The organism is Sphingomonas sp. PAMC 26621 (assembly GCF_000251145.1).
Classification (GTDB): domain Bacteria; phylum Pseudomonadota; class Alphaproteobacteria; order Sphingomonadales; family Sphingomonadaceae; genus Sphingomonas.
This window is the reverse complement of sequence record NZ_AIDW01000030.1, coordinates 1-23909: the sequence shown is the minus strand read 5'-3', so window position 1 is coordinate 23909 and position 23909 is coordinate 1. Positions and strand designations below refer to the sequence as shown.

The 23909-nt window shown below is 59.7% G+C and carries 26 protein-coding genes and 2 pseudogenes; 15 read left to right on the top strand and 13 right to left on the bottom strand.

Annotated features, from left to right (window positions below):
* The first annotated feature begins 20 nt into the window (after positions 1-20).
* Genes RI03_RS24115 through RI03_RS16080 form a run of 3 tightly spaced genes read left to right on the top strand, consistent with a single transcriptional unit; the run spans position 21 to position 1397 of the window.
* Complete coding sequence (locus RI03_RS24115; protein ID WP_170318384.1) at positions 21-176, top strand: hypothetical protein; 156 nt, start codon at positions 21-23, stop codon at positions 174-176.
* A 10-nt stretch (positions 177-186) separates the two neighbouring features.
* Entirely contained in the window at positions 187-819 is a 633-nt protein-coding gene (locus RI03_RS16085) for an SOS response-associated peptidase family protein (RefSeq protein WP_010218574.1), read from the top strand.
* Between the two features lie 47 nt (positions 820-866).
* Positions 867-1397 (top strand): hypothetical protein, encoded by a 531-nt coding sequence (locus tag RI03_RS16080; protein WP_010218573.1) that lies wholly within the window; start codon positions 867-869, stop codon positions 1395-1397.
* A gap of 42 nt (positions 1398-1439) precedes the next feature.
* Here the strand turns inward: RI03_RS16080 and RI03_RS16075 are convergent, their stop codons facing one another.
* From RI03_RS16075 to RI03_RS23620, 7 genes are all read right to left on the bottom strand, one after another.
* Complete coding sequence (locus RI03_RS16075) at positions 1440-2615, bottom strand: relaxase/mobilization nuclease domain-containing protein (RefSeq protein WP_138995684.1); 1176 nt, start codon at positions 2613-2615, stop codon at positions 1440-1442.
* Positions 2608-3135 (bottom strand): mobilization protein, encoded by a 528-nt coding sequence (locus RI03_RS16070; RefSeq protein WP_010218571.1) that lies wholly within the window; start codon positions 3133-3135, stop codon positions 2608-2610. Before RI03_RS16070 ends, RI03_RS16075 begins: the two co-directional genes overlap by 8 nt.
* A gap of 308 nt (positions 3136-3443) precedes the next feature.
* Positions 3444-4253 carry a hypothetical protein gene (locus RI03_RS16065; protein ID WP_010218570.1) on the bottom strand — a complete coding sequence of 270 codons (810 nt, stop codon included), beginning with the start codon at positions 4251-4253 and terminating at the stop codon, positions 3444-3446.
* Between the two features lie 51 nt (positions 4254-4304).
* Entirely contained in the window at positions 4305-4604 is a 300-nt protein-coding gene (locus tag RI03_RS16060) for a hypothetical protein (protein ID WP_010218569.1), read from the bottom strand.
* A 352-nt stretch (positions 4605-4956) separates the two neighbouring features.
* Positions 4957-6075 (bottom strand): ParB/RepB/Spo0J family partition protein, encoded by a 1119-nt coding sequence (locus RI03_RS22770; RefSeq protein ID WP_010218568.1) that lies wholly within the window; start codon positions 6073-6075, stop codon positions 4957-4959.
* Positions 6075-6845, bottom strand: a complete 771-nt coding sequence (locus RI03_RS16055) for a ParA family protein (protein ID WP_010218567.1) — start codon at positions 6843-6845, stop codon at positions 6075-6077. Before RI03_RS16055 ends, RI03_RS22770 begins: the two co-directional genes overlap by 1 nt.
* Before the next feature lie 29 nt (positions 6846-6874).
* Positions 6875-7090 (bottom strand): hypothetical protein, encoded by a 216-nt coding sequence (locus RI03_RS23620; RefSeq protein ID WP_138995683.1) that lies wholly within the window; start codon positions 7088-7090, stop codon positions 6875-6877.
* Between the two features lie 124 nt (positions 7091-7214).
* Between RI03_RS23620 and RI03_RS23615 the strand changes: the two genes are divergently transcribed.
* The gene (locus RI03_RS23615; RefSeq protein ID WP_010218566.1) at positions 7215-7409 is read left to right on the top strand and encodes a hypothetical protein; all 195 of its coding nucleotides are present in this window, start codon (positions 7215-7217) and stop codon (positions 7407-7409) included.
* Here RI03_RS23615 and RI03_RS16050 read toward each other — a convergent pair.
* The 3 genes from RI03_RS16050 to RI03_RS16040 form a co-directional block, all read right to left on the bottom strand.
* Positions 7406-7753, bottom strand: a complete 348-nt coding sequence (locus tag RI03_RS16050) for a hypothetical protein (protein ID WP_010218565.1) — start codon at positions 7751-7753, stop codon at positions 7406-7408. The genes RI03_RS23615 and RI03_RS16050 overlap by 4 nt on opposite strands.
* On the bottom strand, positions 7750-8319 hold the full coding sequence (locus RI03_RS16045) for a recombinase family protein (protein ID WP_010218564.1): 570 nt from the start codon (positions 8317-8319) through the stop codon (positions 7750-7752). Before RI03_RS16045 ends, RI03_RS16050 begins: the two co-directional genes overlap by 4 nt.
* A gap of 436 nt (positions 8320-8755) precedes the next feature.
* Positions 8756-9601 (bottom strand): DUF932 domain-containing protein, encoded by an 846-nt coding sequence (locus tag RI03_RS16040; protein WP_010218563.1) that lies wholly within the window; start codon positions 9599-9601, stop codon positions 8756-8758.
* 2008 nt (positions 9602-11609) lie between these two features.
* Here RI03_RS16040 and RI03_RS22765 point away from each other — a divergent pair.
* From RI03_RS22765 to RI03_RS16015, 3 genes are all read left to right on the top strand, one after another.
* On the top strand, positions 11610-12707 hold the full coding sequence (locus RI03_RS22765) for a replication initiation protein (protein WP_081504234.1): 1098 nt from the start codon (positions 11610-11612) through the stop codon (positions 12705-12707).
* A gap of 164 nt (positions 12708-12871) precedes the next feature.
* Positions 12872-14074 (top strand): AAA family ATPase, encoded by a 1203-nt coding sequence (locus tag RI03_RS16020; RefSeq protein WP_026046780.1) that lies wholly within the window; start codon positions 12872-12874, stop codon positions 14072-14074.
* 79 nt (positions 14075-14153) lie between these two features.
* Complete coding sequence (locus RI03_RS16015; protein WP_026046779.1) at positions 14154-15167, top strand: ParB/RepB/Spo0J family partition protein; 1014 nt, start codon at positions 14154-14156, stop codon at positions 15165-15167.
* Positions 15168-15408: 241 nt separating this feature from the next.
* On the opposite strand, the gene RI03_RS16010 is transcribed toward RI03_RS16015, so the two are convergent.
* Positions 15409-16290, bottom strand: coding sequence for a hypothetical protein (locus tag RI03_RS16010; protein ID WP_138995680.1), 882 nt, complete (start codon positions 16288-16290; stop codon positions 15409-15411).
* Between the two features lie 336 nt (positions 16291-16626).
* Between RI03_RS16010 and RI03_RS16005 the strand changes: the two genes are divergently transcribed.
* Positions 16627-17862, top strand: coding sequence for an integrase (locus RI03_RS16005; protein ID WP_010218557.1), 1236 nt, complete (start codon positions 16627-16629; stop codon positions 17860-17862).
* A gap of 118 nt (positions 17863-17980) precedes the next feature.
* Entirely contained in the window at positions 17981-18538 is a 558-nt protein-coding gene (locus RI03_RS22760) for an SWIM zinc finger family protein (protein ID WP_081504231.1), read from the top strand.
* Positions 18539-18575: 37 nt separating this feature from the next.
* Here RI03_RS22760 and RI03_RS16000 read toward each other — a convergent pair.
* Positions 18576-19531: pseudogene (locus tag RI03_RS16000) on the bottom strand (IS5 family transposase).
* A 65-nt stretch (positions 19532-19596) separates the two neighbouring features.
* On the opposite strand from RI03_RS16000, the pseudogene RI03_RS22755 reads away from it, so the two are divergent.
* Positions 19597-19719: pseudogene (locus RI03_RS22755) on the top strand (transposase domain-containing protein); the annotation flags it as partial.
* Between the two features lie 64 nt (positions 19720-19783).
* Here RI03_RS22755 and RI03_RS22290 read toward each other — a convergent pair.
* A complete protein-coding gene (locus RI03_RS22290; RefSeq protein WP_238542413.1) occupies positions 19784-20389 on the bottom strand; it encodes a TetR/AcrR family transcriptional regulator in 606 nt (201 codons plus the stop codon).
* 115 nt (positions 20390-20504) lie between these two features.
* Here RI03_RS22290 and RI03_RS15985 point away from each other — a divergent pair, with 115 nt between their 5' ends.
* From RI03_RS15985 to RI03_RS15965, 5 genes are all read left to right on the top strand, one after another.
* On the top strand, positions 20505-21203 hold the full coding sequence (locus tag RI03_RS15985; RefSeq protein WP_010218553.1) for an SDR family NAD(P)-dependent oxidoreductase: 699 nt from the start codon (positions 20505-20507) through the stop codon (positions 21201-21203).
* A gap of 36 nt (positions 21204-21239) precedes the next feature.
* Positions 21240-21929 (top strand): glutathione S-transferase family protein, encoded by a 690-nt coding sequence (locus RI03_RS15980; protein ID WP_010218552.1) that lies wholly within the window; start codon positions 21240-21242, stop codon positions 21927-21929.
* A 5-nt stretch (positions 21930-21934) separates the two neighbouring features.
* Complete coding sequence (yghU, locus tag RI03_RS15975) at positions 21935-22825, top strand: glutathione-dependent disulfide-bond oxidoreductase (protein WP_010218551.1); 891 nt, start codon at positions 21935-21937, stop codon at positions 22823-22825.
* Between the two features lie 58 nt (positions 22826-22883).
* The gene (locus tag RI03_RS15970) at positions 22884-23405 is read left to right on the top strand and encodes a redoxin domain-containing protein (protein WP_238542412.1); all 522 of its coding nucleotides are present in this window, start codon (positions 22884-22886) and stop codon (positions 23403-23405) included.
* 259 nt (positions 23406-23664) lie between these two features.
* Positions 23665-23909, top strand: a 245-nt coding sequence (locus tag RI03_RS15965) for a transposase (RefSeq protein ID WP_026046778.1), incomplete at its 3' end; no start/stop codon positions are given.

The following is a 23909-nucleotide window of genomic DNA, read 5'->3' as shown; positions in this document are numbered from 1 at the left end:
TCGTTGCCTAACGCGAGCGGATGAACCATCTTCGCGGTATGGCAAACACCCCCGATAGCTTTGAACAGTCCGCTCAAATCGTCGAAGCGTTCGCGGAAAGCGAAACTGACGATCGCGTTCTGGAGCTGCTGCGTAAGATCGCTCAAGCGATCCGTGACCACGCAATAGACGACTAGGGATCGCAAAATGTGCAACCGCGCCCGCATGGATGGCGAACCAGAAACCCTATGGGGATCGGCGTCAAAGCTCTTTATCGAACGCCCCCGCGACAATCGGTTTAATCCGCGCGAGCTGCGGCCGAAGAGCCGCAATTACATCATCCGCGAACAGGACGGCGAACGCGCCTGGGACGTGATGACGTGGGACGTTACGGGCGGCAAAGCCCCTTGGCCGATGACGAACGTGCGGAACCTCGCGCTCCCTCAATGGCGCAAACTGGCCGAGAAGCCGGAAAACCGCTGCCTCGTGCCTGTCACGGAGTTCTGCGAGTTCACTCCGGACAAGCACGATCTGGAGGACGGCAAACCGCCCCTCAAAGGCGAAATGTGGTTCTCGGTGCCAAGTCAGCCTGTGTTCGCTGTTGCGGGATTCTGGCAGACCACAGCGGAGGGCAACGGCTTTACGATGGTGACGTGCGATCCCAATACGCTGGTTAGCCCGATCCACCCCAAAGCCATGATTACGATACTCGATCCCGACGATATCGAGACGTGGTTGCGCGGCTCATACGACGACGTTGTTCGGCTCCAGAAGCCTTTTGATCCGGACAAGATGACGGTGCGCGGCCCTGTCTTCCCGACGCGCCGTAAAGAGCGATAGGCGGTGAAAAGTTCGTCCGGACGAACTTTCCCCGATAGGAAAATTCGATGAGTGCGGATCAGGTCTGGTTGGAAGTTGCGAAACTCGCTGTTCAATTCGTTGGCGCAATCGCGATCGCGCGTCTCGCCGTTCGCTGGGCGCTCTCGCGGTATAAAGATGAAAAGACGTGGGAACGACAGCTAACCGCATATGTCGACGTATGTTCTGCGCTTGGTGAAATGCGCTTGATCGTCGGGCGTTGGGCCGACGAAATTGAGGGAGCGGGTAAACATTACAGTGAAGAGTTTAAAAAGAAGAGCGCCGAGCGGTACTCTGCCGCAAAGCGGAATATCGAAAACGCTGGGGCCGTTGCGAGGCTGATCCTACCTCCTGAAACGGATGGGGTTCTCTCCAAGCTCGCGATTGATCTCGACGGAATCGATTTTGAAGACCCGTTTGATGCCTACAACCTTGAATACAGCCTGATTGACGACGCCCTTGCCACTCTTCACATACAAGGCCGAAGCGCCCTTGGCTTCGACCCTTCAACCGCACCTAAGCCCCGTTGGTGGAACCGAAGCGCACGGGTAGCGCCTTAGAGACAAGCCGCAAAAGTTCGTCCGGACGAACTTTCCGCAAAACTATCGGGTTCGATCGGGCCGCTTTGGCGTCCTCGGTGTCGCACGAGGCTTGTCGTTCGTCTGCTCTGGCTGCGGCTGCTGGGTCGGCCGTTGCCGTTCTGACCTCGCTGGAGGAACCGGCCCGGCTCGGGTCACTGGCTTACCCTCCCGATCCCGTTCGCTATCGCGGACATTCCTTGTCGCCTCTGCCATCTGCCGGGCTTGGTCGCGATCCCGTGTCATTGGATCAGGCATCGAAGCGACGAACGCCCGCGTCTGCTGGGCCAGCTTTCGATCGGCGGGGTCGGCGCTGGCGTCCAGTTCGCTAGCGGCCTTCTCGTAAGACGCTCGCACCTCGGATTGCCGAACGATCGCGCTCACCTCCCACGGTCGCGCCTTGGCTGGCTTCTCCTGTGCCATAGCTGCGGCCTCGGCTCGGCTCGATTGCAATACGCGGGGCAGCTCGGCCGTTCCGGCCTCCGCCCGATCGCGTATCTTGCGGATAGGCGTCCGCTCCATCTTCTGAATAACGCCCCGCGCTCGGCGAGGTGTTGCCTCGGCTTCGATACCGCGCGCCCGTAACTCGCGTGCGAAGCTCTCGCGCCATCCGGCTAGATCGTCCTTCCTCGGATTGAATCTCTCCCCGCCTTCCCCTCGGGCCGCGACCGTTAAATGAACGTGCGGATGATCCGCGTCTGTGTGCAGCGCCATTGCGTAGGGAAAGCGCTCCAGCTCGGTGCGAGCGAACGCCCGCGCTGCCTGATACACCGTGTCCGGATCGGTGCCGGGCGGCATGGATAGAACCAACGAAATCGACGTAAGCGGTTCGCGGCGCTTGGTGGTCGCCGCTTCATCCTCGGCCCAATCCTGCGCTAGCTCGCGAAGGTCTTTCACGCTTTCCAGCTTTTCGCCGTCGCTCGTCTCGACCTCAAGTTTTCCGTGTCGGCCGATATACTCCAAGTGCGCGGCGGTATGCGCCCCACCACGTTGACGGCCGGAAACCTTGACCATGACCTCCGGGACGCGGTTCGTGATCCGCTGGAGCTTTGCCTTTGTCGCCGCAACGCTACCGCCCCCTCCCCCTCTGGAGCTTTTGCCAGCCGGTATATTCAACCGGCCTTTCGAGCCTGTTGTTTTGCCTCCTGCTGGTGCGCGCCAGGTGGTGTCTAGAAACTCGATCTTCGGGCCGTCACTCATCCCCGGCTCTCCAATAGGATAGGTCGCCGCGCATCGCGTCACCGATCGCCTCGACTTGTTCGCTTACTGATTCCGCCATCGCAGCCAAGCGCGCAACCTCGCGGCTTACCTCCAAACGGCTATCCTCCATGTTCGCAGCGTGGAACGCCTTCACGACTTGATTGACGTTTTTTGCGATCCCGCGAAGCTGAATGCGAATGTCGGTTAGCGTCTGCCGCTGGTCGACTACCGGAACCGGCGCACCGTTTAGCCGGGTCTGAATCAGCGCGACAATCCAGTCTGTTCGCGTCAACCCGCGTTCGTCGGCCATCGCCTCCAGCCGCTTCGCGTCACCCTCGTTCAACTTAATCTCAACGCGGTATCGACCACTTGACGGCTGAACCTCGGGAAGCGGTTTCGCTTGATTGCACGCGTCTCCGATGACGAGACGCAACGCCTTCGACCGTCCACCGTAACTCGCGGCGAGCTTATCAAACCGGGCGGCAACGTCGTCAGCCAATCGAACAATGAATGTAGCCATCGGCGGAATGTATTACAAAACCGGCTGTAAGCCTATCCCGCCATCATACCACAAGAGTTAAAATCGTTCGTCCGGACGAACTTTCGCTAACGATCGCTTCTGACCGCTCGTTTGCCCCTCCCCCTGCCCTCTCTCGGTCGAACGCCGGGCAAAGCCCGGCTCGCGCGAAAATGCCCCCGTGACGATCCAGCTCTTGCGCCGATCGTCACGGGGGCATTTTCGCACCGCCCGGATCGTAATCCCCTGCCCTCTGTTATCCTTCTGACGGCGCAGTTTTTACCCCTGTTCCGCGCCGTCACTCACTCATTCTAAAACGCGAACGCTGCCTGTCCTGTCTTCGCCTCAACGTAGGTGACGGCATTCCCGGCGCTGTACCTGTCGCGTCCCTTCACGGACCATTGCAAGAATCCGGCTCGGTCATACTCAAACCATCCGTCTTCAATTCCGAAAATCATCGCCCACGCCTGATCCTCAAGGCTGCTGGCTTTCCCGTTGATCGGCCAACGCTCGCCGCCTTTCTTGCCCTCTGAATTGCAAGCTGACGGTTTGCCGAGTTCCCGAATGATAGAGGCGCGATTGGTCGGTTCGGTAGCTCCAAGCTCGTCCATGATCTGCCGGGCCTCCGACGTGGAAAGGTGGCCGTGGCGCTTCCCCCCCTCGCTATGGTCTGAATATCGCAAACCAAAATCCACCGCGTTGAAGATGCTGCGGGTGGTGGTGAAGTCGGACGTATCAAGCAACGCGCGCCACTGGCCCGCCGTCACGAGGTCGACCGCGTGAAACCAACCGAAACTTTCGCAAGTGCTGTAGCCGTTTTCGTTGGGTGCGCCGTTCGGGTCCAGCTTGAACCCTAACGCTGCCTCGACGTGCTGCACGAACGGATGCCCGGCTAGATCAGGGTGACGAAGGCCGATCGTGCGGGGCCGATCGCCTCGCGCCTTGCATACCTCGATCGGAAACCGGAACAGGCGGGAAGGAAGATCCCAAGGGGAGGGCAGGGGGAAGCCGCTTGGCACGGTCAAACCGCCATTAAGGTCCAGAATGAAATCATTCTCCGCGAGTCCTGCGGTGATGATCTGTTCGCCTAGCGCGTCGCGGGTCTTGGTGGTGGTGGTCATATCGGCATCCTCGAAAAAGAGGGGCCGGGACGTTGCCCGGCCCGCAATGGATCAGAGGGTTTTCCAAGGTTCGTCCGAACGGACGGGCCGATATCGTAATTCGGTGCAGCCGTAGGCTTCGGCCCAATCGAGCGGGGCGAAAGCGAGGTCCGCGCCGTGGTTGATGCAACGGGTGCGACCCTCAAAATAGACCTCGCCGTCATCGTCCAAAAGCTCGAACTCGGTCGGCATCGTTGCCAGTGCGTCGGCAACCTTGCTCTCGTTCTGGCAGCGCCGCGTTTCGTCGTCGAACTGGCCGAAGTTGACTGCGTTACCGTCGTCGATTTTGTCGGTGATGATGATCCAGCGCATTTTGCGATCCCTTCATTGGCTGGCGGGAACACCCCGCAAACTCCTTCATCGTGGAATCTAACGGGGAGAGGGGGGCAGCGAGAATCTAGGGGAGTGGTGCGGGCGCAGGGAGCTTTAGCGACTGAGCCTCGGTCCCCTAGATTGTCGTTGCGGGGGAGAGGGCGCGTGCGTCCTTTCCCCCCTTTCTACAAACTACGCGCCGGCTTTCGCCGGCACTTTCTGCGGCGCTCTTCCGCGCCGCCTCTTCGTCAGTGATTGGAACCCGTAAGGGCCAAGACCCCGCTTGGGGGCTTGGGGAGCGTAGCGACTGAATGAACGGTGCCGCGAAGCGGCAGACGCCATCCCCCTCCCTTTATGAACCGAACCCCAAAAGGCTAACGTCGTTTGGATCAACGGACTCTTCCGCTCCGTCATCGTCAAACACGACGCGAACAACTGGCGGCATGATAAGCCTCGCTGCTCGCCCATGCACCATGACAGGAAGGCTTGGCTTGCTGCTGTCAGTCGCACGGGATTTTTCAGGCGCGGATTGCGCGGGCTTTCCCTCACCCTTTGGCGCTGCCGGTGTCGCATCCTTTGCAACGGGCTTCGTTACTGGAGCTGATAGGTTTTCCGCGTCTTTTCCCGTCTCGGCCGGTGGGTCTTTCGCTGTCGATCCGTTTGGAGCTGGCGCGGAAGTTCGTCCGGACGAACCTTTTTCATCGTCGGCGGAAGTTCGTCCGGACGAACTTTTGTCGTCTGGTTCCAGCGGTAGGGGCGGCTCATCGGCGTTTGGGGTTGCTGCTGGAGCTGGTGCCGGGCGCTTATTTACTGCGTCCGCTCCGCGTACAAGCTCACGCGCCGCAGCTCGTCGAATACCTGTTCCGTCACTGTCGGCAACAAACGTCTTGACCTTTGCCGGGTCTGCCTTCCAACCTTGATAAAGCTCGTAGAGCGTTCGGATTGCGGTCGTGTCGGCCAGGGCGCGAAGGAATGGCGGCATTTCCTGCAACGCGGAATATTCCGCGATTACCGATTTCGGTCGTCCTAGCTTCTTCGCTATGTCCGCTGCCTTGTCGCCTCGCGCCAACGCAGCTCCGATCGCCTCGCCCATTTCGGCGGTAGTCAGCGCCGCGCGCTGGTCGTTCTCTATGACTTGATCGAACAAATCATCTTCGGACACATCAGCGGTCGTCACGATCGCGCGGATTTCGGTTAGCCCGGCAATCCGGGCGGCGCGAAAGCGCCGATCGCCATAGCGGACCATAAACGACGTTCCGCCTTCCAGCGGGCGAACGGTGATCGGCTGTAGAATCCCGCGCTCTTTGATCGACTGCGCCATTTCCTCAAGCTGCGTCTGATCGAAAATCTTGCGAGGATTGTTTGGGTCGCTCGTGATCCGATCGAGCGGGATCATCTGAATAGCAACCGCGCTCGCGTTAGAATTGAGCGTAAATGCAACGTCGCCAAGTAGGCTTCCAAATTTGGACATTACTTAGCCTCCGTCGTTTCGGGCTGCTTAGGTGCAACCCGCTCGTAAACCGTCGTAAGTATCTTCCGGATTTCTGCGCCCGCAACTTTCGCGCCGGAAGTCTTGATTGTCCAAACCGGAACAGCGTCGGACATTGCCTGTTCGTATCCGTCTCGGTTAGTAATCACACCCGGAAATAACATATCTGAGCCAAGCGCGTTTATAAGCGTCTGTAGATTGTCGCGTTCGCGCTGCGAATGGCTGTTGAACCGCGAAGCGAGCAAACCAAGAAAGTTAACGGGCTTGCCGTTTCTTCCTTTATCTTGAACATTCTTCATCGACTGCAATAGCTTGCCGACGCCGCTTATCGCGAAGTCCTTCAATTCGATCGGCGCAATTACGTGATCGCAAACGGCCATTGCAGAGAAGTTCCGCCAGCCCCAGGCGGGCGGGGTGTCGACCACACAAAAATCAAACGCACCCGCGATCTTCGCGAACTGCGGAATCATCGCATCCGCGCCCGCCGCCTCAATGGTGTCTAGGCGTCCGTCGCTGGCTAAGACGGTGATGCCCGGCTCGGCGGTTAAAGGATCTAGCTTGCCTGTCTCGAATAGGTCGGCTGCATAGCCGCCTTTCCGTTCAGCCTGTAAAACGGTGCTGGAGTTGGCTTGGCAATCTAGGTCGATGAACAGGACGCTCGCCTTTAGCTCGGCCAAAAACCAAGCAAGGTGTACGGAAAACAACGTCTTTCCGACGCCGCCCTTCTGATTGTTGATTACGATCGTCTGCATGGCTCAAGCCTCCACCGGCTATGCCGGGATCAATGGTTGTCCGGACCCTTCCGGAGATTGCGGTCATAAAGTTCTTGGGCCGATTGATCGTAACGGTAGGGGCCTTCCCCTCCGCGTCCTGCTCCGCGATTGCGCCCGAAGGGCGTCGATCCGCGCACGAACAGTCCCCAAAGGATCAATCCTGCAATGAATAGGTAGCCGATCGCTTCGCTAATACCGCGAATGCCGTCCCATAATTCTTGCATTATCGTTCCTCCGTTACTCGGCCGGGGGTGCTTACGTCATCCGATGACGCCACCCTAGCACGATATCGTTAAATCGCCTATGATCGCTCCTGCCATCGTCAAACGCGATCGGTGTAGGAGCATTATGGACGATCAAGCAAAGCCGCGCGGTCGGCCTTCTCGTGGCGCGATGGGGTCGGTTTACGCCCGTCTCGCGGCCGATAAGCACGAACTGTTGCAGCGTATCCGCGAAGAAAAGGGCTGGTCGCTTGTTACGGCGATCGAGCGCGCGGTTGACGCGCTGGCGAAGCAAGAGGGCTATACCGAACATAAGGACTAGTGCGCTGTCGGGTTGATCGGCGGTTGGCCGGTCAACGTGTTTAAGAGGCGGTCCATTGTCGAGTTGCCAGCCGCAAGCGGCCGGGCAGGGGCCTTGAGCTGGTCGACCATAAGCGTTCGCGCCAGGTGGGCCGGGATCTCCGGAACGTGACGCTTCGCGATCGTCACCAATACGCCGGGATGACTGACCTCGGCATAGGACGCGCCTAACCAAATCAAAGGCGGCTCGTCTTCCGAACCGTCCTGCAGGGCGTCCGTCCAGACGGTCAGAAAGAACGACGCAAGCGGCGCGTCCCATCCGATCGCGAGGCGCGCGCCGTTCCCCTCAAAATCGTACCGGCTCATATTTGCTGTTCCTCGGTCCGCGTCACAATCCGCGAAATTGTGGCTTGGCTCACGTTGAAGGATCGCGCGACGTTGCGCTGTGTCTCGCCGCTGGCAACGCGTGCAGACGCCTCGCGTATCTGGTGAGGTGTCAGTGTCGGCTTGCGACCGAACTTGATCCCTGCGGCCTTCGCCTGAACCCGTCCCGCCGTTGTGCGTGCGATGATGCGCCCTCGCTCCCATTTGGCTGCGATCCCGAGAACGGCAATCACTACCTCGGCCAGCTCCGACGACGTATCTACCAACGGCTCCGCGATCGATCGGAAACCCGCTTCCGATAGTTTGACCTCGTGCAGGATATTCAAAAGGTCGCGCGTGTCGCGTGCCAGCCTGTCGATCGCAGTCACCACCAGCACGTCGCCCGGTTCTAGCGACTTCAAGGCTTGCCGTAATTTTGGCCGATCGGCGTTGGCGCCGGCGCTGCGCGTCTCGCGAATAATCTTCTGACAACCAGCGGCGCGAAGCGCCTCCGCTTGCTGGGTCAAATCCTGTCCCCCTGTCGAGACGCGCGCATAGCCCAAAATCATGGCCCTCTTTTGTATCAGAAATGTGCATAGCGGAAGGCCGCGGAAAACAGCCGTTTTTGAAACGATGCAAAATTGTTGATTTCTGCATCGCGAAGCGATGCGCGCGATTATCGGCCTTCCCGATAATCGCGCCGCGCCATGCGGGAACGGTCATCATGCAAATCTCCGGTTTCGGATGTCAGCGGCGCGACGCAGCTCGTGCGCGACGCATACGCGGCAAGGCGGATACGTGTCGGCGTCCAGCCAGTTGACGAATGAAAGGGCGGCGTGGGCTGGGGCCAGGTGACGCCAGCGGGATTGGCAACGGTCGTCATGGGTCTGTCTCCGTGACGGCACGACGCGACCCTGTTAGGGGGCGCGCGTCGGCTTAGGGGTCTGTCTCCGATTGTCGGCAAAACCGGGGGGGCGGCGCTGCAATGCCGTCCCCCCACCTTTGTCAGGCTGCGGCCTTTAGGCGCTGCATACCCTCGGCCAGTGTCCACATGGCCCGATTGACGCTGACATTCTGGTCAATGCCGTTGATCGGGCGCGACTTGCTACGGCGAATGCGGCCCTCGTCGGTGCGCTTCATCCCGTGCACGCCGCCACGAATGACGTTCTCCTGAATGACGTTAAACGTGCTCCAGACACTGCCGCCAGCATCGGCCGAACGGCGCGGCTGAATGATCTGGTCGGGACGGATCGGGCTTACGACGTCGCCATAGCGGGCGATCAATGCAGCCTCGCCGAAAACACGCTGCTCGGCCTCGCTAAGGCGCGTTCCCTTCATTTCGGCCGTGGCGTCGATGATGCGCGGGAAGTCCTTGGCGATGGTGTAAGCGCCTTCGATGATCTGATCCTGAATGTTGCCCTTGTGGGGAACGCGGACCTCTTGGAACTGATCGCCGCAAATCATGCCGTTGGTGCAGACGAACCGGAGCATACCGGCGAACATCTGGTAAGCGCTGGTGCCGTCATGGCTGTTGACGATGATGACCTCTGCGGCCTCGGCGTTGCCGATATCGTCGGGGCGGCGAAGGCGAAGCATGTGCTTCGTATGGGCCATGCGACCTTCATCGCGGGGCTTCGACTGTGCCGCGAAAAACGGTGCCCAGCCCTCTTTCCGGAGTCCGTCGACGAGCTGAATCGTCGGGACATAAACGTAACGCTGCGAACGGCTGTCGTGCGCCTCTTCCGCGAAGATCGAGGGGACGAGGGCGCGGAGCGTTTCATTGTCGAGTGCTTCCGTGCCGCGAATCTGGCGGGCGTTGCGAGCGAAGCGGGTTGCGAGGGTGGCGTTCATGGGTCTGTCTCCGGTTGGTGATCGCCGCTGCAAATCGGCGGGAAGGCCGTCCTTCCAGTCACAATATTAAACGATATCGCTTTATATGCAATAAGTACTTTGCATATTGAACGCTATTTTACGATATCGTATTAAGTTGGGGAGGTTGGGAGGCTTTCTAAATGCTGTTCACGCCCGACATCGCCACGCTCTTCCCGTCGCCGAGGAAGTGGGACAAACGCTATAGCTGGTCCCTTTTCGAGGTAGGACCACACCCGAGCGGCTGCTTGATCGCCCTCGGGGCACTAGAGGAAGAGGGCGGCAAAAATCGACGCCCAGACGTGCTGATTTTAGACCTGACGCATAGCGAATGGCATCACCGCCAGGTCATGTCGGGGAGGCTCGCCGTTCCTATTCCGGGGTCAAAATCACGACGGCGACGTGATAGTTCGGCACGATCGATTGCGAGGGCGCGGTATCGGAACGCTCGTTTTCAACGTCGTCACCGCTTGGGCTCAACGGACCTTCCTCGGTCAAACTGTCGTTCCGATCACTCTACTATCGCCGGGGAATGCTGCGGCCTTCGATCAGCTCGCGCGCTTCTACGGCCGGTTTGGTTTTGCCTGGGATCGTCCGGCGATGGCTGAAACCGCAATTTTCCGTCTAAGCGGATGACGGTCGACGCTCTCAAGCAATACCCGGAAGAGCTATTGGCGAACGTGCGGCGCGTCGACTTGACGGCCGGTTTAACCGTGATGATTGATCGGATGCTAGAGGCCGACGACGATCGCCGGATGGTAGCCGTCCAGCGCGATCAGCTCAACGATCGGCTAACGTCTCAACGTGCTGGGTTACCGAATTGCGGCGTTCGCTGGGTTCGTAGCAACTCGGACGCTACTCCTGCCCTAGTTGGTGGCGCTCAACGGGGGGGGGTGAACATCAACACTCCCTACGCTCAAAACCGGTCGGATTATCACGGCATCGACGTTCCAACGGGACGAACGCGCGCGACTTAGAGCTGACAAAGCCGCTTGCTCTATCGTGGGGCATCGTGGCGGCATAGCCGACACCCCTGCCCTACTCATACGGTTTGCGTGCCTGATTCTTGTGATACGCTTCCCATCCCTCGCCATCAGGTGAAACCCCGTTGGCCGCTCGGCCGACCCCACCTGAACTATGATTAAATGAATCTGCTAGCGGTTGAGTCTTGAATTGAGAATCGCTGTTTTCCGATGGATCGCCTCGCCGAACTTCGGCGATTTTATATCACGACGATCGTCGAAGTGGCCCCCTCCCCTGCCCCGCTAGGACCTAGCGAGCACTAGGTGGTTTCGAAAAACTCCCTCGTCCGCGTTTTAACAAATGACATACGGTTCTGACGACCGCCCTGCCCCTTTGGATGGAGGAAAATATGTTTGTTACGGTTCCAGATCTGTACCACCTGATCGATGACCTGGCGGCTTGTTCTCATGTTTTCGAACCAAGAATCATACTTACAAAAACGCCGCTGCTCGCAGCGGAAGGATTCATAATTCAATAGATTCTAATTCCGCAGCGGAAAATCCAGCCTTTACAATTAGCTAAGCCGCTTAGGCTGACCAGGTGGAGGTGTTTAGCTGACCCCTTGGGGGCCGCTACCTGTCCATGTGGGGGAGCCAGCCTGACTAAGTGGGGGGCATCCTGACCTTGTGGGGGCGATTTCTCTTCGTAGCGTCATTGGCTGTTTTTCGCGTGATAGCCTCATATTCCGAAGGTGAGTCGTTGATTAGAAGACATGTGCGAGGAGGGAAATCCGACTCGGCGGGAATCCTCGGATCTAAGTAATTCGACTGCGAACTCCGTCCTGACTTTTTGGGGGCAACTTTACCCAGGTCTAACCTGACCTGACTTGACGACCATGGTCAGGTCAGGCAGCCTAGTTTGGCCCAAAACTTAGTTGCGATCGTACTATCCCATGGAATCAGACGACAACGAACTAGCTGAAGCAGCTACTAACGAACCGATTGTGGAAGTGACGCCCGGCCGCGCGATGCGGGTCGCTGCCGTCTTACGGGCGAAGGGCGGCGATGAGTTTGCGAAGCCCGGCGCCATTATTGAAGTCAAGTTCGTCAAGGGAGAATCCCTGAGCCTGACCGCGTCTCGCTTGCTTGCCTTGATGATCTTGACTGCGGGTGGCGATGCCTGGGAGGATAGGCCGCATCGGATGCGTAAGGCTGATATACGCCGCGGTCACAAAGGCAACGAGCGTATTACCGATATGCTTCAGGAGCTTCACCGGACACTGTTTGCAATCGACGATCGCTCTTGGCGCGGAAAGAAGGCGACCACGTTATTCTCCCTTATTTCTCGCTCAAAAGAGGAAACCGACGAGGATGGCGGTGAGGCCGGATGGATCGAATGGGAGTTTACCCCTGACGCACGAAAGTTGATTCAAGCCTCGGAGACCTATGCAGTCTTAAACCGTCAAGCGGTACTTGGTTTTCGCTCGAACTATGCGCTCAAGCTCTACGAACTTGGTGCGCTTCGCCTTCACCGACGGCAGGCGACTTGGCGCGGCGACATGGCGGCGCTTCGAGCCGCACTCGGAATCCCGCCGGAGGTGTATACCGACTTTGCGCAATTGAGGCGCAAGGTTCTTGAAAAAGCTAAAGCCGAGATTGATCAGCTTGCACATTTTCGAGTCGAGTGGCGTGAAATCAGGCAGGGCCGAACCGTCGCCGAGATAGAATTTCGGTTTGAGCCCAAAGGAGCGCCGGAAGTTATCGAAACAGTCGACGAACTGGATCGGCATTCGAGTGGGCGAACGCCTCGTCGCGCAGGAAAAGTTGATACGGTAGTGGGGAGCACTGAAGCCGCACCCGGGCGGCCAGAAACATTTTCGGTGCCAAAGGCAACATCTAGATCAATCGATGTCGACGTTGCCTTTCCAACCGGCTCGATACGTTTCGGGGCCGAAGAACTTTACGCGGTCGGACGGAGCCAGGGAGGCGGGTGGGACGTAGATCTCATCGCGCAAGCGTTTCGAGCCCAGATGGGCGAACGCCTCGTCAAACTACGCGGAGCGAAACTAATCTCCGCGTGGACGGGGTTTTGCGAGGGCTGGGTGACGAGGCGAGGACGGGCTTAAGTTTGCAATTGCACGTGTGCAATTTTTCTCCCCCAGCTAGTCAGGATAGCGCTCCAAACGCCTTTTCTGAACGCCGTAGGTATGCCAACTTTCGAAAAAGCAAAAAAGGCTGATCAAAAAGCGCAAGTTTGTGTACCATGGGCCAAATTGCGAAAGATGAGCTCATGACGAACAGTCTGGAACTTGACGAGGCCGACCGCCTCGTGTCGGTAGCGACACTGGCGCGCCGGACGTCATCTGTTTTAGAAAAATTGAGAGACGCTGCTAGAAGCGCTCGATCAGACGATCGCCGGGAACCTACCTTTACAATCAGCAAGGCTGCTGACCTAATTGGTCGGACTGCTGCGGCGATCCGTGACGCAGAAAAGGACGGGAGGCTTCCCGAGCCGGTTCGCACCGGCAATAACCGGCGTGAACGCTACACCCTAGCGCAACTTAACGACATGCGCGGCGTATTCGGGACACGTCCATATCGAAGCCCCGAAGACCCGTGTTGCGTTGTCGCAGTGCAAAACTTTAAGGGTGGCGTCGGCAAATCGACACTTGCCGTGCATCTGGCGCAGTATTTAGCGATCCGTGGGTATCGGGTCGCGCTGATTGACTGCGACAGCCAAGCGTCTGCGACAACGCTCTTCGGTTATGTGCCGGACCTCGATTTGGACGAGGACGATACGCTATATCCGTTCCTGAGGGAGGAAGAGCGAACCTCGCTCGACTACGCGTTACGCAAGACGCATTTCGACGGTCTTGAGCTGATTCCCTCCAATCTTCGATTATTCCAGTCCGAGTACGAGCTCGCAGCACGAATGGCACGCGGCAGTGGCGCTTTGCTGGATCGGTTAAGGGAGGGAATTGAAAGTGTTGCGGATCGATTTGATGTCATCGTAATGGATCCGCCGCCAGCGCTCGGAGCTATTTCGCTGTCGGTCTTGCGAGCTGCGAACGCACTGGTCGTGCCCGTCCCGCCAACCGTGATGGATTTCTCGTCAACTGCGGCGTTTTTATCTATGTTGGACGAAACGATTGAGCAGCTCGCAGAACGGGATCTCGCTCCTGAATTGCGCTTTCTCAGATTTGTAGCGTCAAAGGTGGACGAGAACAAATCCATGCAAAAGGAAATGTTGAACCTCATGAGGACCCTATTTGGTCACGCGATGGTTCGAACGCCGCTAAAGGACTCAGCCGAAATCGACAACGCGACCGCTCGGTTGATGACGGTCTACGAACTCGACGGACCAGCAACTAGTTCGGCGGTGCGCAACCGATGTTTGGCGTATCTCGACGGCGTAAACTCGGAAATCGAGGTCGATATTCGTTCAACCTGGCCAAGTCATCAGAAGAGGCTACGTCAGGAGGCGTTGGCATGAACGAGGCGCACTGCGTGATCGAAACCGGCCATAAAAGCTTGAATTGCACGTGTGCAATTGTGAGCAGAGGGAGGCTCTCATGAGCAGAAAAAACACGGGTTTTGCTGCCGATCTCGCCGCAGGCATCGATCTGTCCGATGATGCTGAGCCGTCGCGGCGATCGAGCATTGCGGCCAACGTTCTGACGGGGCGGTCAAATCGATTAGCCGATCTCGCTTCGGGCGCGGTCGTGCACCGGACGCATGAGCTAGTTGACCCGATACGTTGTCGTATGTGGGCGGGCCATAATCGGGAATATGGACTGCTGAACGAGGAGCGCTGCGAAGATCTTATCGAAAGCATCAAGGCACAAGGCCGACAAGAAATTCCCGCAATCGTTAGACGAGTTCCAGGAAATCCGGATTACGATTTCGAGGTGATCTGTGGCGCGCGCCGTCACTGGGCGATTAGCTGGCTACGCGCGCACAACTATCCTGACTTCAAGTTTCTCATCGACGTTCGGGAAATTGGCGACGAGGAGGCTTTTCGGCTAGCTGATATAGAGAACCGTGCCCGAGACGATTTGACAGATCTCGAGCGGGCACGGGATTACCTGCGCGCACTCAGTGCGTATTACGAAGGTCGTCAGAAAACGATGGCCGAGCGGTTGAAGGTGAGTGAGAGTTGGCTGACGCGCTACCTTGATCTGGCGCGCATCCCGGACGAACTAATGGTGGCTTTCAGAAAGCCGCAGGAACTCGGCATCCGTAATGCGATCGCATTAAAAGCGTTGCTAAAGCCAGACGACAGACGGGCCCGAGCTTATGCTGCGGCTGAGAACTTGCGCGAGCAGCAGCAAGAAATCGGAAGTGAGATGCCCGTGCTCGACGTCATCAAAGCTCTTATGCTCGCGACAGACCCCCCCAAGAAGTCAGGATCCCCCAAGAAGTCAGGAATAGCTCACACGGTGTCCAGTGAAGACGGTAAGCCCGTGTTGCGGATCGAAGGAGCCGATCGCAAAGGCGTACGCCTTACGCTATTGCACAAAGGCGGTGCGTCTCGAGGAGACGTGGAAACGGCGCTTCGGAAAATACTAGACTCGCACTGGCCCTAAAAGGATGCGCTTCGCTGTTGAGCGCGACAATCCGGGTTGCTTCGACCGGTAATTTGATTGCAGACGCTAGTCGAATTCGCACCTCGATTCGGAGTTTGCAACGATCTATCATCGACCCGATAAGACCTTCCGAGCAGGAGGGCGGGGGGTTATGCTGCTTACGATCGTTTCCGACGTGGCTGCCTTAAGGTTTCTACCGGCCGTTCATAGTTTGGTACACTGCGGATTGCTGTGCCTTGGTCTAAGAGGACCGATCGATCTCCGCCAGAGGTAGATCGAGATCCGCCGCCGCCGCACTGAGCGGTCCCTGATCGAGGAGGTCAGGGGGACGTAGCGACGTATGAAGCAAGGTGGGGGTCAGCCGGCCCCCCACCTCGAGCCGAACGAGTCCTGCAGCGGCAAGGGCATGTGCCTGAATATCGGCACCGGCGCGTGACAAGCAAAGTGCACGTGCAATCTGCGTCCGCGTAGTCGGACCAAATGCTACGATAAGGGCCCAGGTATCGGCGGCACGGGCGTTGCGTGATAAGCTGGCAAGGCCGTCGCGACCGTGGCCGAGTGATGCCTCCATGCGCTCCAAATTTCTAAAGGCCGCTGACGTCTCGTTACCGCATTGATCAATAAGCGCCACCGCGCGTTCGGTGTCCTCCAGATCAAGTCTGAATGCCGTACGCGGGATGATTCCCGTAACGCATGGCACGACGCCGCGAGCAACTAGGGCAAGGTTAAGCGCCCAGCATCCCGCTGGTTCGGCGGAAACGTAATAACTCACCGATCGATAGGGCAGGGGGAGCATCGTTTCGTGCCCTTGACCTTCGGCAAAATCGAGGTGGCGGATCAAGGCATCGACTGCACTGACGGCACGCGCCAGCGGCTCGAGTGCAAAATCCTGACCGATGTCTGCCAACCCACAGGCCCGGGTGAGGGGGCCAACGGAGGTCCTCTGCGCCACTGCGTCTTGAGCGGCTTCAAGCAGCCCTAACGCATCGGGTCGGAATCCGCGCGTCGCTTTGACCATGCGAACGACGGTCTCGGCCGCGTCGGCTATCGCCGGCACGCCGTGGGCAGCGAGCCAGAGCACGACGGCGTCACGGCGCGGGTCATCGGTCAGGAGGATCGACATGCTGTCAGCGGAAGCGTGGTGAGCAGGGCCAACATCGCCAGCGCCAGCATCGCGCCGATACGCGCGCCACGCGTCGGCGACGGTTGCCAGGCACGCAACGCTGCGGATTTCGGGGGACGCAAAGCGCGCTGCGCCAGCCAGTCGACCGAACGCGTAGCTCAAAGAAGTGAGATCAAGGAGCGGCATTTAGATGGCAGCATGCTAGTAATCTGTAAATTACTAGGCAATGCCTTGCGGCAATCGGGGGAACTTACCATAATGGGACATTATGGTAAGTACAGAGATGTGCTACACAGGCGGAATGCAGGGTAAATTGGACCAGGCGGCAGGCGCCGGATGAGCGTGATCGTCGTCCACCGCACCGACGGGGAGGGGCTTCCGGTCAGGGCACGACGTGGGTTGGTCGAGCCGATCGATGTCCGCGTCACCCGGTTGCTGGGTCTTGCGCTGCCAGCTGAAGGTGTCCCTGTCAGCGAGATCGGCTTCGCCGCGCAGCTTGGCGCGATGGCAGAAGCGAGCAAGGCGGCGCTGGCGTCGGACTTGGCCTACTATCTGCGTTGGTGTGAGGACATCCGTGTCGCCCCGCTGCCCGCCGAGCCCGAAAACCTGGTCCGCTACATTGCCATGCTAGAAACGCGCGGTGCCAAGCCCGCAACGGTGGCCCGGCGGGTTGCCAGTCTCGCCACCGCACACGCCCTGTCAGGCCTGCAGGAGAGGGGGCATGCGCCCACCAGCCACGTTATGGTCCGCGCCGCCCTCAAGGGCCTGCGACGGAGGCGTGGCGCTGCCCAACGCCAGGCTGCTCCGTTGCGCTTCGGTGCTTCTCTTGATTCCCATACCAAAGGCTTCACGCTCACGGCGCTGCTCGGGGCTTGTGGCGGCGACCTGCAGGGGTTGCGTGATGCCGCGCTGCTGTCGCTGGGCTACGATGCGGGATTGCGCGTTAGCGAGCTCGTCGCGGTCAGCGTCGCGCATATCGATCCGCACAGCGATGGTTCGGCGCTCCTGTTCATCCCATCGTCCAAGACCGATCAGGAAGGGCAGGGGGCCTGGGGCTGGCTGTCCGCGGACACGATGCGCCGGGTCGGCGCCTGGCTGGTAGCGAGTGCGATTACCGAGGGGCCAGTCTTCCGCCGCGTGGGGGTCGATCGGCGCCGTCTACGCGCCGCAATTCCGCCGATGGCGTACGAGGCGATTCCAGGGCACACGCGGCATTGGCAGGAGAAACTCCGTGGCAAGAAGGCCGAACCTGCGCGGACGGTCTACACCGTTGGGACGACGTCGCTCAGCCGGCAGGGCGTCAACGGGATCTATCGCCGCGTGGCGCTCAGCGCGTTCGATCAGGGGCTGGTCGAGATGCTGATCGGCAAGGTCGAAGAGGCCGCGCGCGCGCTGTCGAGCCATTCGCTGCGCGTTGGGCTGACGCAGGATCTGTTTGCCGCCGGCGAGGACGGCGTTGGCATTGCCCAGGCACTCCGTTGGTCGTCGCCGTCGACGGCACTGCGCTATGGGCGGAAGCTTGCCGCCAGAAGCAATGTTGCGGCGCGCGTCCTGTCCCGGATCCGAAGCTGAGCAACTACACAACCTAAGCGGCTAGCCCGTCGCAGGAGCACAATAGGCCGAAACGCGATGGATTGCTGGCGCTGTCGGACGGGTGGTATCCACGGGTCAGTCGATTTACGATGTCGCAATGATCCCGCTCGTCACCGACGCCGCCCTGACCCGGGCGATCTCAACGCAACGGATGCTGGAGGCCGGTCGAGACTATTGGCGTCGCGGACGTGTCGGGGACCTGCATCTGGAAGACAGTGAAAGCGTCGTACAAGCAGCGGTCGCGGGAAGTGCCCGTTCACCGTACCAGGTGGAACTACGCTTCCGGTCTGATGCGGTTATCGCGATCTGTACATGCCCGGTCGGGATCGGCTGCAAGCACGCGGCAGCCGTTCTGTTTGCGTTGCAGGCACGCCAAGGCGCAGGACAGCCGCCTCGCGCAGTGCCGACAGTCCGTGAGGGAGGGGCGGTGGTAGCACGCTCGCCGACATTACTGGCGACGGACCTGCTACCGGCGTCGATCGCGCAATGGGCGACCGCAATGAAGCCCTTGGCGGAACGCCACGGGGCGGCAGCGCCTCCGGCACTGCGTGCCATCATGTACGTCGTGCGGGTTCACGCGATGGTCGGCAATATGCGCCTATCAAAGAAGCGGCCACTGCTATCGCTGACAACACCGGGTGGTTTTGTTGCATAACGCCTAGAGAGCATGAGCGACGTTTTACTTGAAGATATTATGCGATGCGGACGGTGACCGGCGTTCCCATTTTGGAGAAGCGATTGAGGATTGCAGCACGGACTTTGAGCTCGGTGATCTGACGATCGAAGGTACGAGCCACAACGCGTTGGCTCAGAAGCTTGAAGCAGTGCATTTTGGTCTCGACCAGACTGCGGCGATGATAGCGGCTCCACTTCTTCCAGATCGCGCGGCCAAGGCGCTTTGTAGCGCGTAGCGCTTCATTGCCAGCATCGACGCCGGGACCGTCTTTCGTCCATGGTTGGCCGTTGCGACGGACCGGGATGACCGCCTCTGCACCACGTTCGGCAATGGCAGCATGGCACGCCCTGGTATCGTAAGCGCCATCTCCGCCGACGCTGAGTATCTGCTCGTCCTGCGGGATCTGCGCCAGCAGATCGGGCAAGGTCGGCGCATCGCCGATGGCATTCGTCGTGACCTCGATGGCCCGGATATCCAGCGTTGCCGCGTCGATCCCAAGATGTACCCCTTCGACTAACTCAGGACAGGCTTGCGCCACTGGCGGCGATAGGAAGCGCCATGTTTGCGCGTCTTCCACTCACCTTCACCCGTCATCTTGATTCCTGTGCTGTCAACCAGAAGGCAAAGGCCGCCTGAACTGGGCCGACCGCCAAGCTCGACCTTCACGGTCTTCTGCCGTCGGCATAGTGTCGTATAATCCGGCACCGGCCAGTCCAGCCCGGCAAGTTTGATCAGGCTCGCTACCAACCCTGTCACTTGCCGCAATGGCAGATTGAACAGCGATTTCAACGTCAGGCAGAGCTCAATCGCGCTGTCCGAAAATCGCATCGGCCGACCAGGACGACCACACGGCTTCGACCGCCAGCGCATCTGCGGATCAAATCATATTTCCAGCGATCCGCGCCGCTTCAGCGCTGCATTATACTCCGGCCAGTTCGTCGTGCGATATTTCGGTGCGGCAGGTTTGGGCATCGCGCCCATCTATCTCGCTCGATTCCCTTGGGGAATCCCCAGCGTCAGTTTTGCAACAAAGCCCTGCCAAGCTCAACGACGTCGACCCTCGGGCCTGGCTGGCTGACGTCCTGGCCCGCATCTTCGAAATTCCCCGGAGCCGGTTGCACGAGCTCCTGCCGTGGCGCTGGGCCGCGGCAGCCCGTCAGGACCAAGCCGTCGCGGCCTGCAGCGGTGCGTACCATAAGGAGGCTGGCCTAGCCAAACAAAGCCTCAAAAGGCGGCTGTAGCCGCGTTTTGAGGCTCGTCCGGGTACGGCCATTTGGAAAGAGCGACGGCCACGATATCATACAGGGTTGCGCAATCGCCAAGGGCGCGGTGCATGACGCCCAGGCTTTGGACAACACCGCAATAGAACCGCGACAGCCGCAAGGGATCGACCGTGTCGGCAAGCTGCCCACTGTTGCGTGCGCGGACGAACGCCGCCTCGAACAAGGCTTCCATGCCGCGGATGTTCTCTGCGATCTGCGTCTCGGTCGGCATGCCGCCGCCACCCGCGATGCAGGTATTGGTGATGAGGCACCCGCGTGGTCGATCAGGCGTGCGCATTCGTTCGACGATCGAATGGAGCATGCGCGTTAGCCCGGCCAACACGTCGGGATCGCGCAGATGACATAGCGACGCGGCACCCTCGGTCTCGCCGTATCGCACCAGCACGGCGCGAAAGAGCGCGGCCTTGTCGCCGAACGCATTGTAAAGGCTGCCCCGGCCAAGCGCGGTCGCCGCTTCCAGGTCCTGAATCGACGTCGCGTCATAGCCTTGGCGCCAAAACACGCGCCCCGCGCGGTCGAGCACTTCTCCCTTATCGAACCGTGCCACGCCTACCATGTCACGCCTTAGCACGAAATTAGATCGGAATGCATCCTTGACCGGTCGTTACAAGAAGGCGCATATCGCTTTCGCGAGCCATGGGCCCTTTTTTGGAGACGCCACCTTGCTTGAGAACCTCAAGGTCGCGCTGATCGTCGGCGCCGGAGCGGGGCTTAGTGCTTCACTTACGCGCAAGCTTTCGGCGGCTGAGCTGAAAGTGGCGCTGGTGGCGCGCCATACCGACAAGCTGTCCGACTTGACCGCCGAGACCGCCGCGCTGGCTTTTTCGTGCGATGCCGCCGATCCGGCCGATGTCGCGCGGATGTTCGATGACGTACAGGCCAAGCTCGGGGTGCCAGACGTGGTGATTTACAACGCCAGCGGTCGAGCACGCGGGCCGATCACCGAGCTCGATCCGGCCGATGTCTCGCAGACGCTCGCGGTCACCGCGTTCGGTGGCTTTTTAATTGGACAACAGGCCGCACGGAGGATGGTCGAACGCGGATCGGGCGTCATTCTGTTCACTGGCGCTTCGGCTAGCGTGAAGGGCTATCCCGGATCGGCGCCGTTCGCGATGGGCAAGTTCGCGCTGCGTGGGCTGGCGCAGAGCATGGCGCGCGAGCTAAGCCCCAAGGGCGTACACGTCGCGCACATCGTCATCGACGGTGCGATTCGAAGCGCAGCGAATCCCGACCCGGCGGAGAAACCCGATGGCCAACTCGACCCCGATGCGATCGCCGATACCTATTTGTCGGTCATCGCGCAGCCGCGCAGCGCTTGGACGCACGAGACCGAGTTACGGCCGTGGATCGAGCGTTTCTGACCCGGCACTGCGTGAATCTCATAAAGGAGCCCGAGCATGATCAAATTCTATTATCACCCGTCGCCCAATCCGGCGAAAGTCGCGCTTTTTCTGGAGGAAGCCGGGCTCGATTACGAGATCGTGCCGGTCGACACGCGCAAGGGCGATCAGCACGAACCGGCGTATCTCGCGATCAATCCCAACGCTAAGACGCCAGCGCTGACCGATGGCGAAGCGACCCTGTTCGATTCGACCGCGATCCTGCTTTATCTGGCAAACAAGACCGGCAAGTTCATGGTCGACGAGGCGTCGGCGGAAGGCGCGCAGATGCTCTCCTGGCTGATGCTCGTCGCCACCGGCATCGGACCCTATTGCGGCCAGGCGGTGCATTTCAAGCATTTCGCGCCGGAGCCGAAGGACTATGCGGTCAATCGCTATATGTTCGAGGCAGAGCGCCATTGGCGGCTGATCGAGACGCAACTTGGCAAGGGCCGCTACATGGTCGGCGACATTTACTCGATCGTCGATATGTCGGTGTGGGGATGGGCGCGGGCAATCCCGTTCATCTTCGGCGAAACGGCATGGGCGGACTATCCCAACGTCAAGCGGCTGGTCGACGAGATCACCGCGCGACCCGCTGCCCAGCGGGTTGCCGCGCTCGCCGGGAAATACAGCTTCAAGCAGGAAATGGACGATGCCGCACGCGCCGTCATGTTCCCGCAGAACCAGCGACTCGCGACCGCCTGAGGGAGATGATCATGGCCGATACCGACACCGAATATACCCCGCGCAAAATCTGGAATTGGGACAAGGAGAGCGGCGGCAAGTTCGCCAATATCAACCGCCCCGTCTCCGGCGCGACGCATGACAAGGCGCTGCCGGTCGGCAAGCACCCGTTCCAGCTTTACTCGCTCGCCACGCCAAACGGGGTGAAGGCGACGATCATGCTCGAGGAATTGCTCGAGCGCGGGGAGACGGGTGCGGAATATGACGCGTGGTTAATCCGCATCAACGAAGGCGATCAGTTCGGCAGCGGCTTCGTCGATGTGAATCCCAATTCGAAAATCCCAGCGCTGATGGACCGCAGCGGCGCGTCACCGATCCGGGTATTCGAATCGGGCGCGATCCTGATGCATCTGGCCGAGAAGTTCGGTGCGTTCCTGCCGAGCGATCCGGCGATCCGTGCGGAATGCCTGTCCTGGCTGTTCTGGCAGGTCGGCAGCGGCCCCTATCTCGGCGGCGGCTTCGGCCATTTCTATGCCTATGCGCCGAGCAAGATCGAATACGCCATCGACCGGTTCGCGATGGAGGTAAAGCGCCAACTCGACGTGCTCGACAAGCGGCTCGCCGACAACGCCTATCTTGCGGGCGACGACTACAGCATCGCCGATATCGCGGTGTGGCCGTGGTATGGCGGCATGGCCAAGGGACAGCTCTACGACGCGGGCGAGTTCCTTCAGGTGCAGGACTACACCAACCTTCAGCGCTGGGCCGACGAGATCGGCGAACGCCCCGCGGTCAAGCGCGGCCGGATGGTCAATCGCATCTTCGGCGATCCCGCGAGCCAGTTGCACGAACGTCATGATGCGCGCGACTTTGAGATTAAGACTCAGGACAAAGTGGAGCCAGCCGCCGACGCCTAAAGCGTCATCCGATGCGAGCGGCGATAATTGATATGAACCAAACGACGTGGAGCATGCCGTGAGCGTGAACGAGAAATTTCAATCCGGTGCCGCTTTCCCGCCGCTCGGTTGGGAAAAGGTCGGCGGCGGACGGATCATGCCGGCGCGAGAAAGCGGCTGGCGGCTGCTCATCGTTTACCGCGGAAAGCACTGCCCGATCTGCCGTCGTTATCTCGGCAAGATCGACGCAATGCAGGACAAGTTCGTCGAGCTGGGAGTGACTTTATGGGCGGTATCGGCCGATCCGATCGACCGTGCAGCGGAGGAGGCGGACATGGAAGGTTGGACCTTGCCCGTTCTGGCAGGTCTAAGCGAGGACGACATGCGCACTCTCGGCCTCTACATCTCATCGCCTCGCTCGCCTGACGAAACCGATCGTAACTTCTCCGAACCAGCCATGTTTCTGATCGGCCCGGCTGGCGACGTTCGGGCCGTCGACATCTCGAGCGCACCCTATCTGCGGCCCGAGCTGGAAACGCTGATCGGCGGGATCCGCTTCGTTCAGGAAAAGGATGACCCGGCGCGCGGGGTCGCAAGCTAAGATGTGGCACGGCGCGTGAGATCGGACCCGCAAGCTTCCAAATCGCCCTTTTGGGAAGCGTTATTCGGCGACGCTTGTCATCCTCGAAGCGAGCAAGCAGTCTGACATAAAGGCGATGCCAGCATTTTTGCCCGGCATATATCTGGGCAATTCGATGCTTGTCCGTCAACCTGTCGCCAAACTCCGAGTTCCCTTAGGCTTTGTTGCAAAACTGACGCTGGGGATTCCCCAAGGGAATCGAGCGAGATAGATGGGCGCGATGCCCAAACCTGCCGCACCGAAATATCGCACGACGAACTGGCCGGAGTATAATGCAGCGCTAAAGCGGCGCGGGTCACTGGAAATATGGTTTGATCCGCAGATGCCCTGGCTGTCGAAGCCGTGCGGTCGTCCTGGTCGGCCGATGCGGTTTTCGGACAGCGCGATTGAGCTCTGCCTGACGCTGAAATCGCTATTCAATCTGCCATTGCGGCAAGTGACAGGGTTGGTAGCGAGCCTGATCAA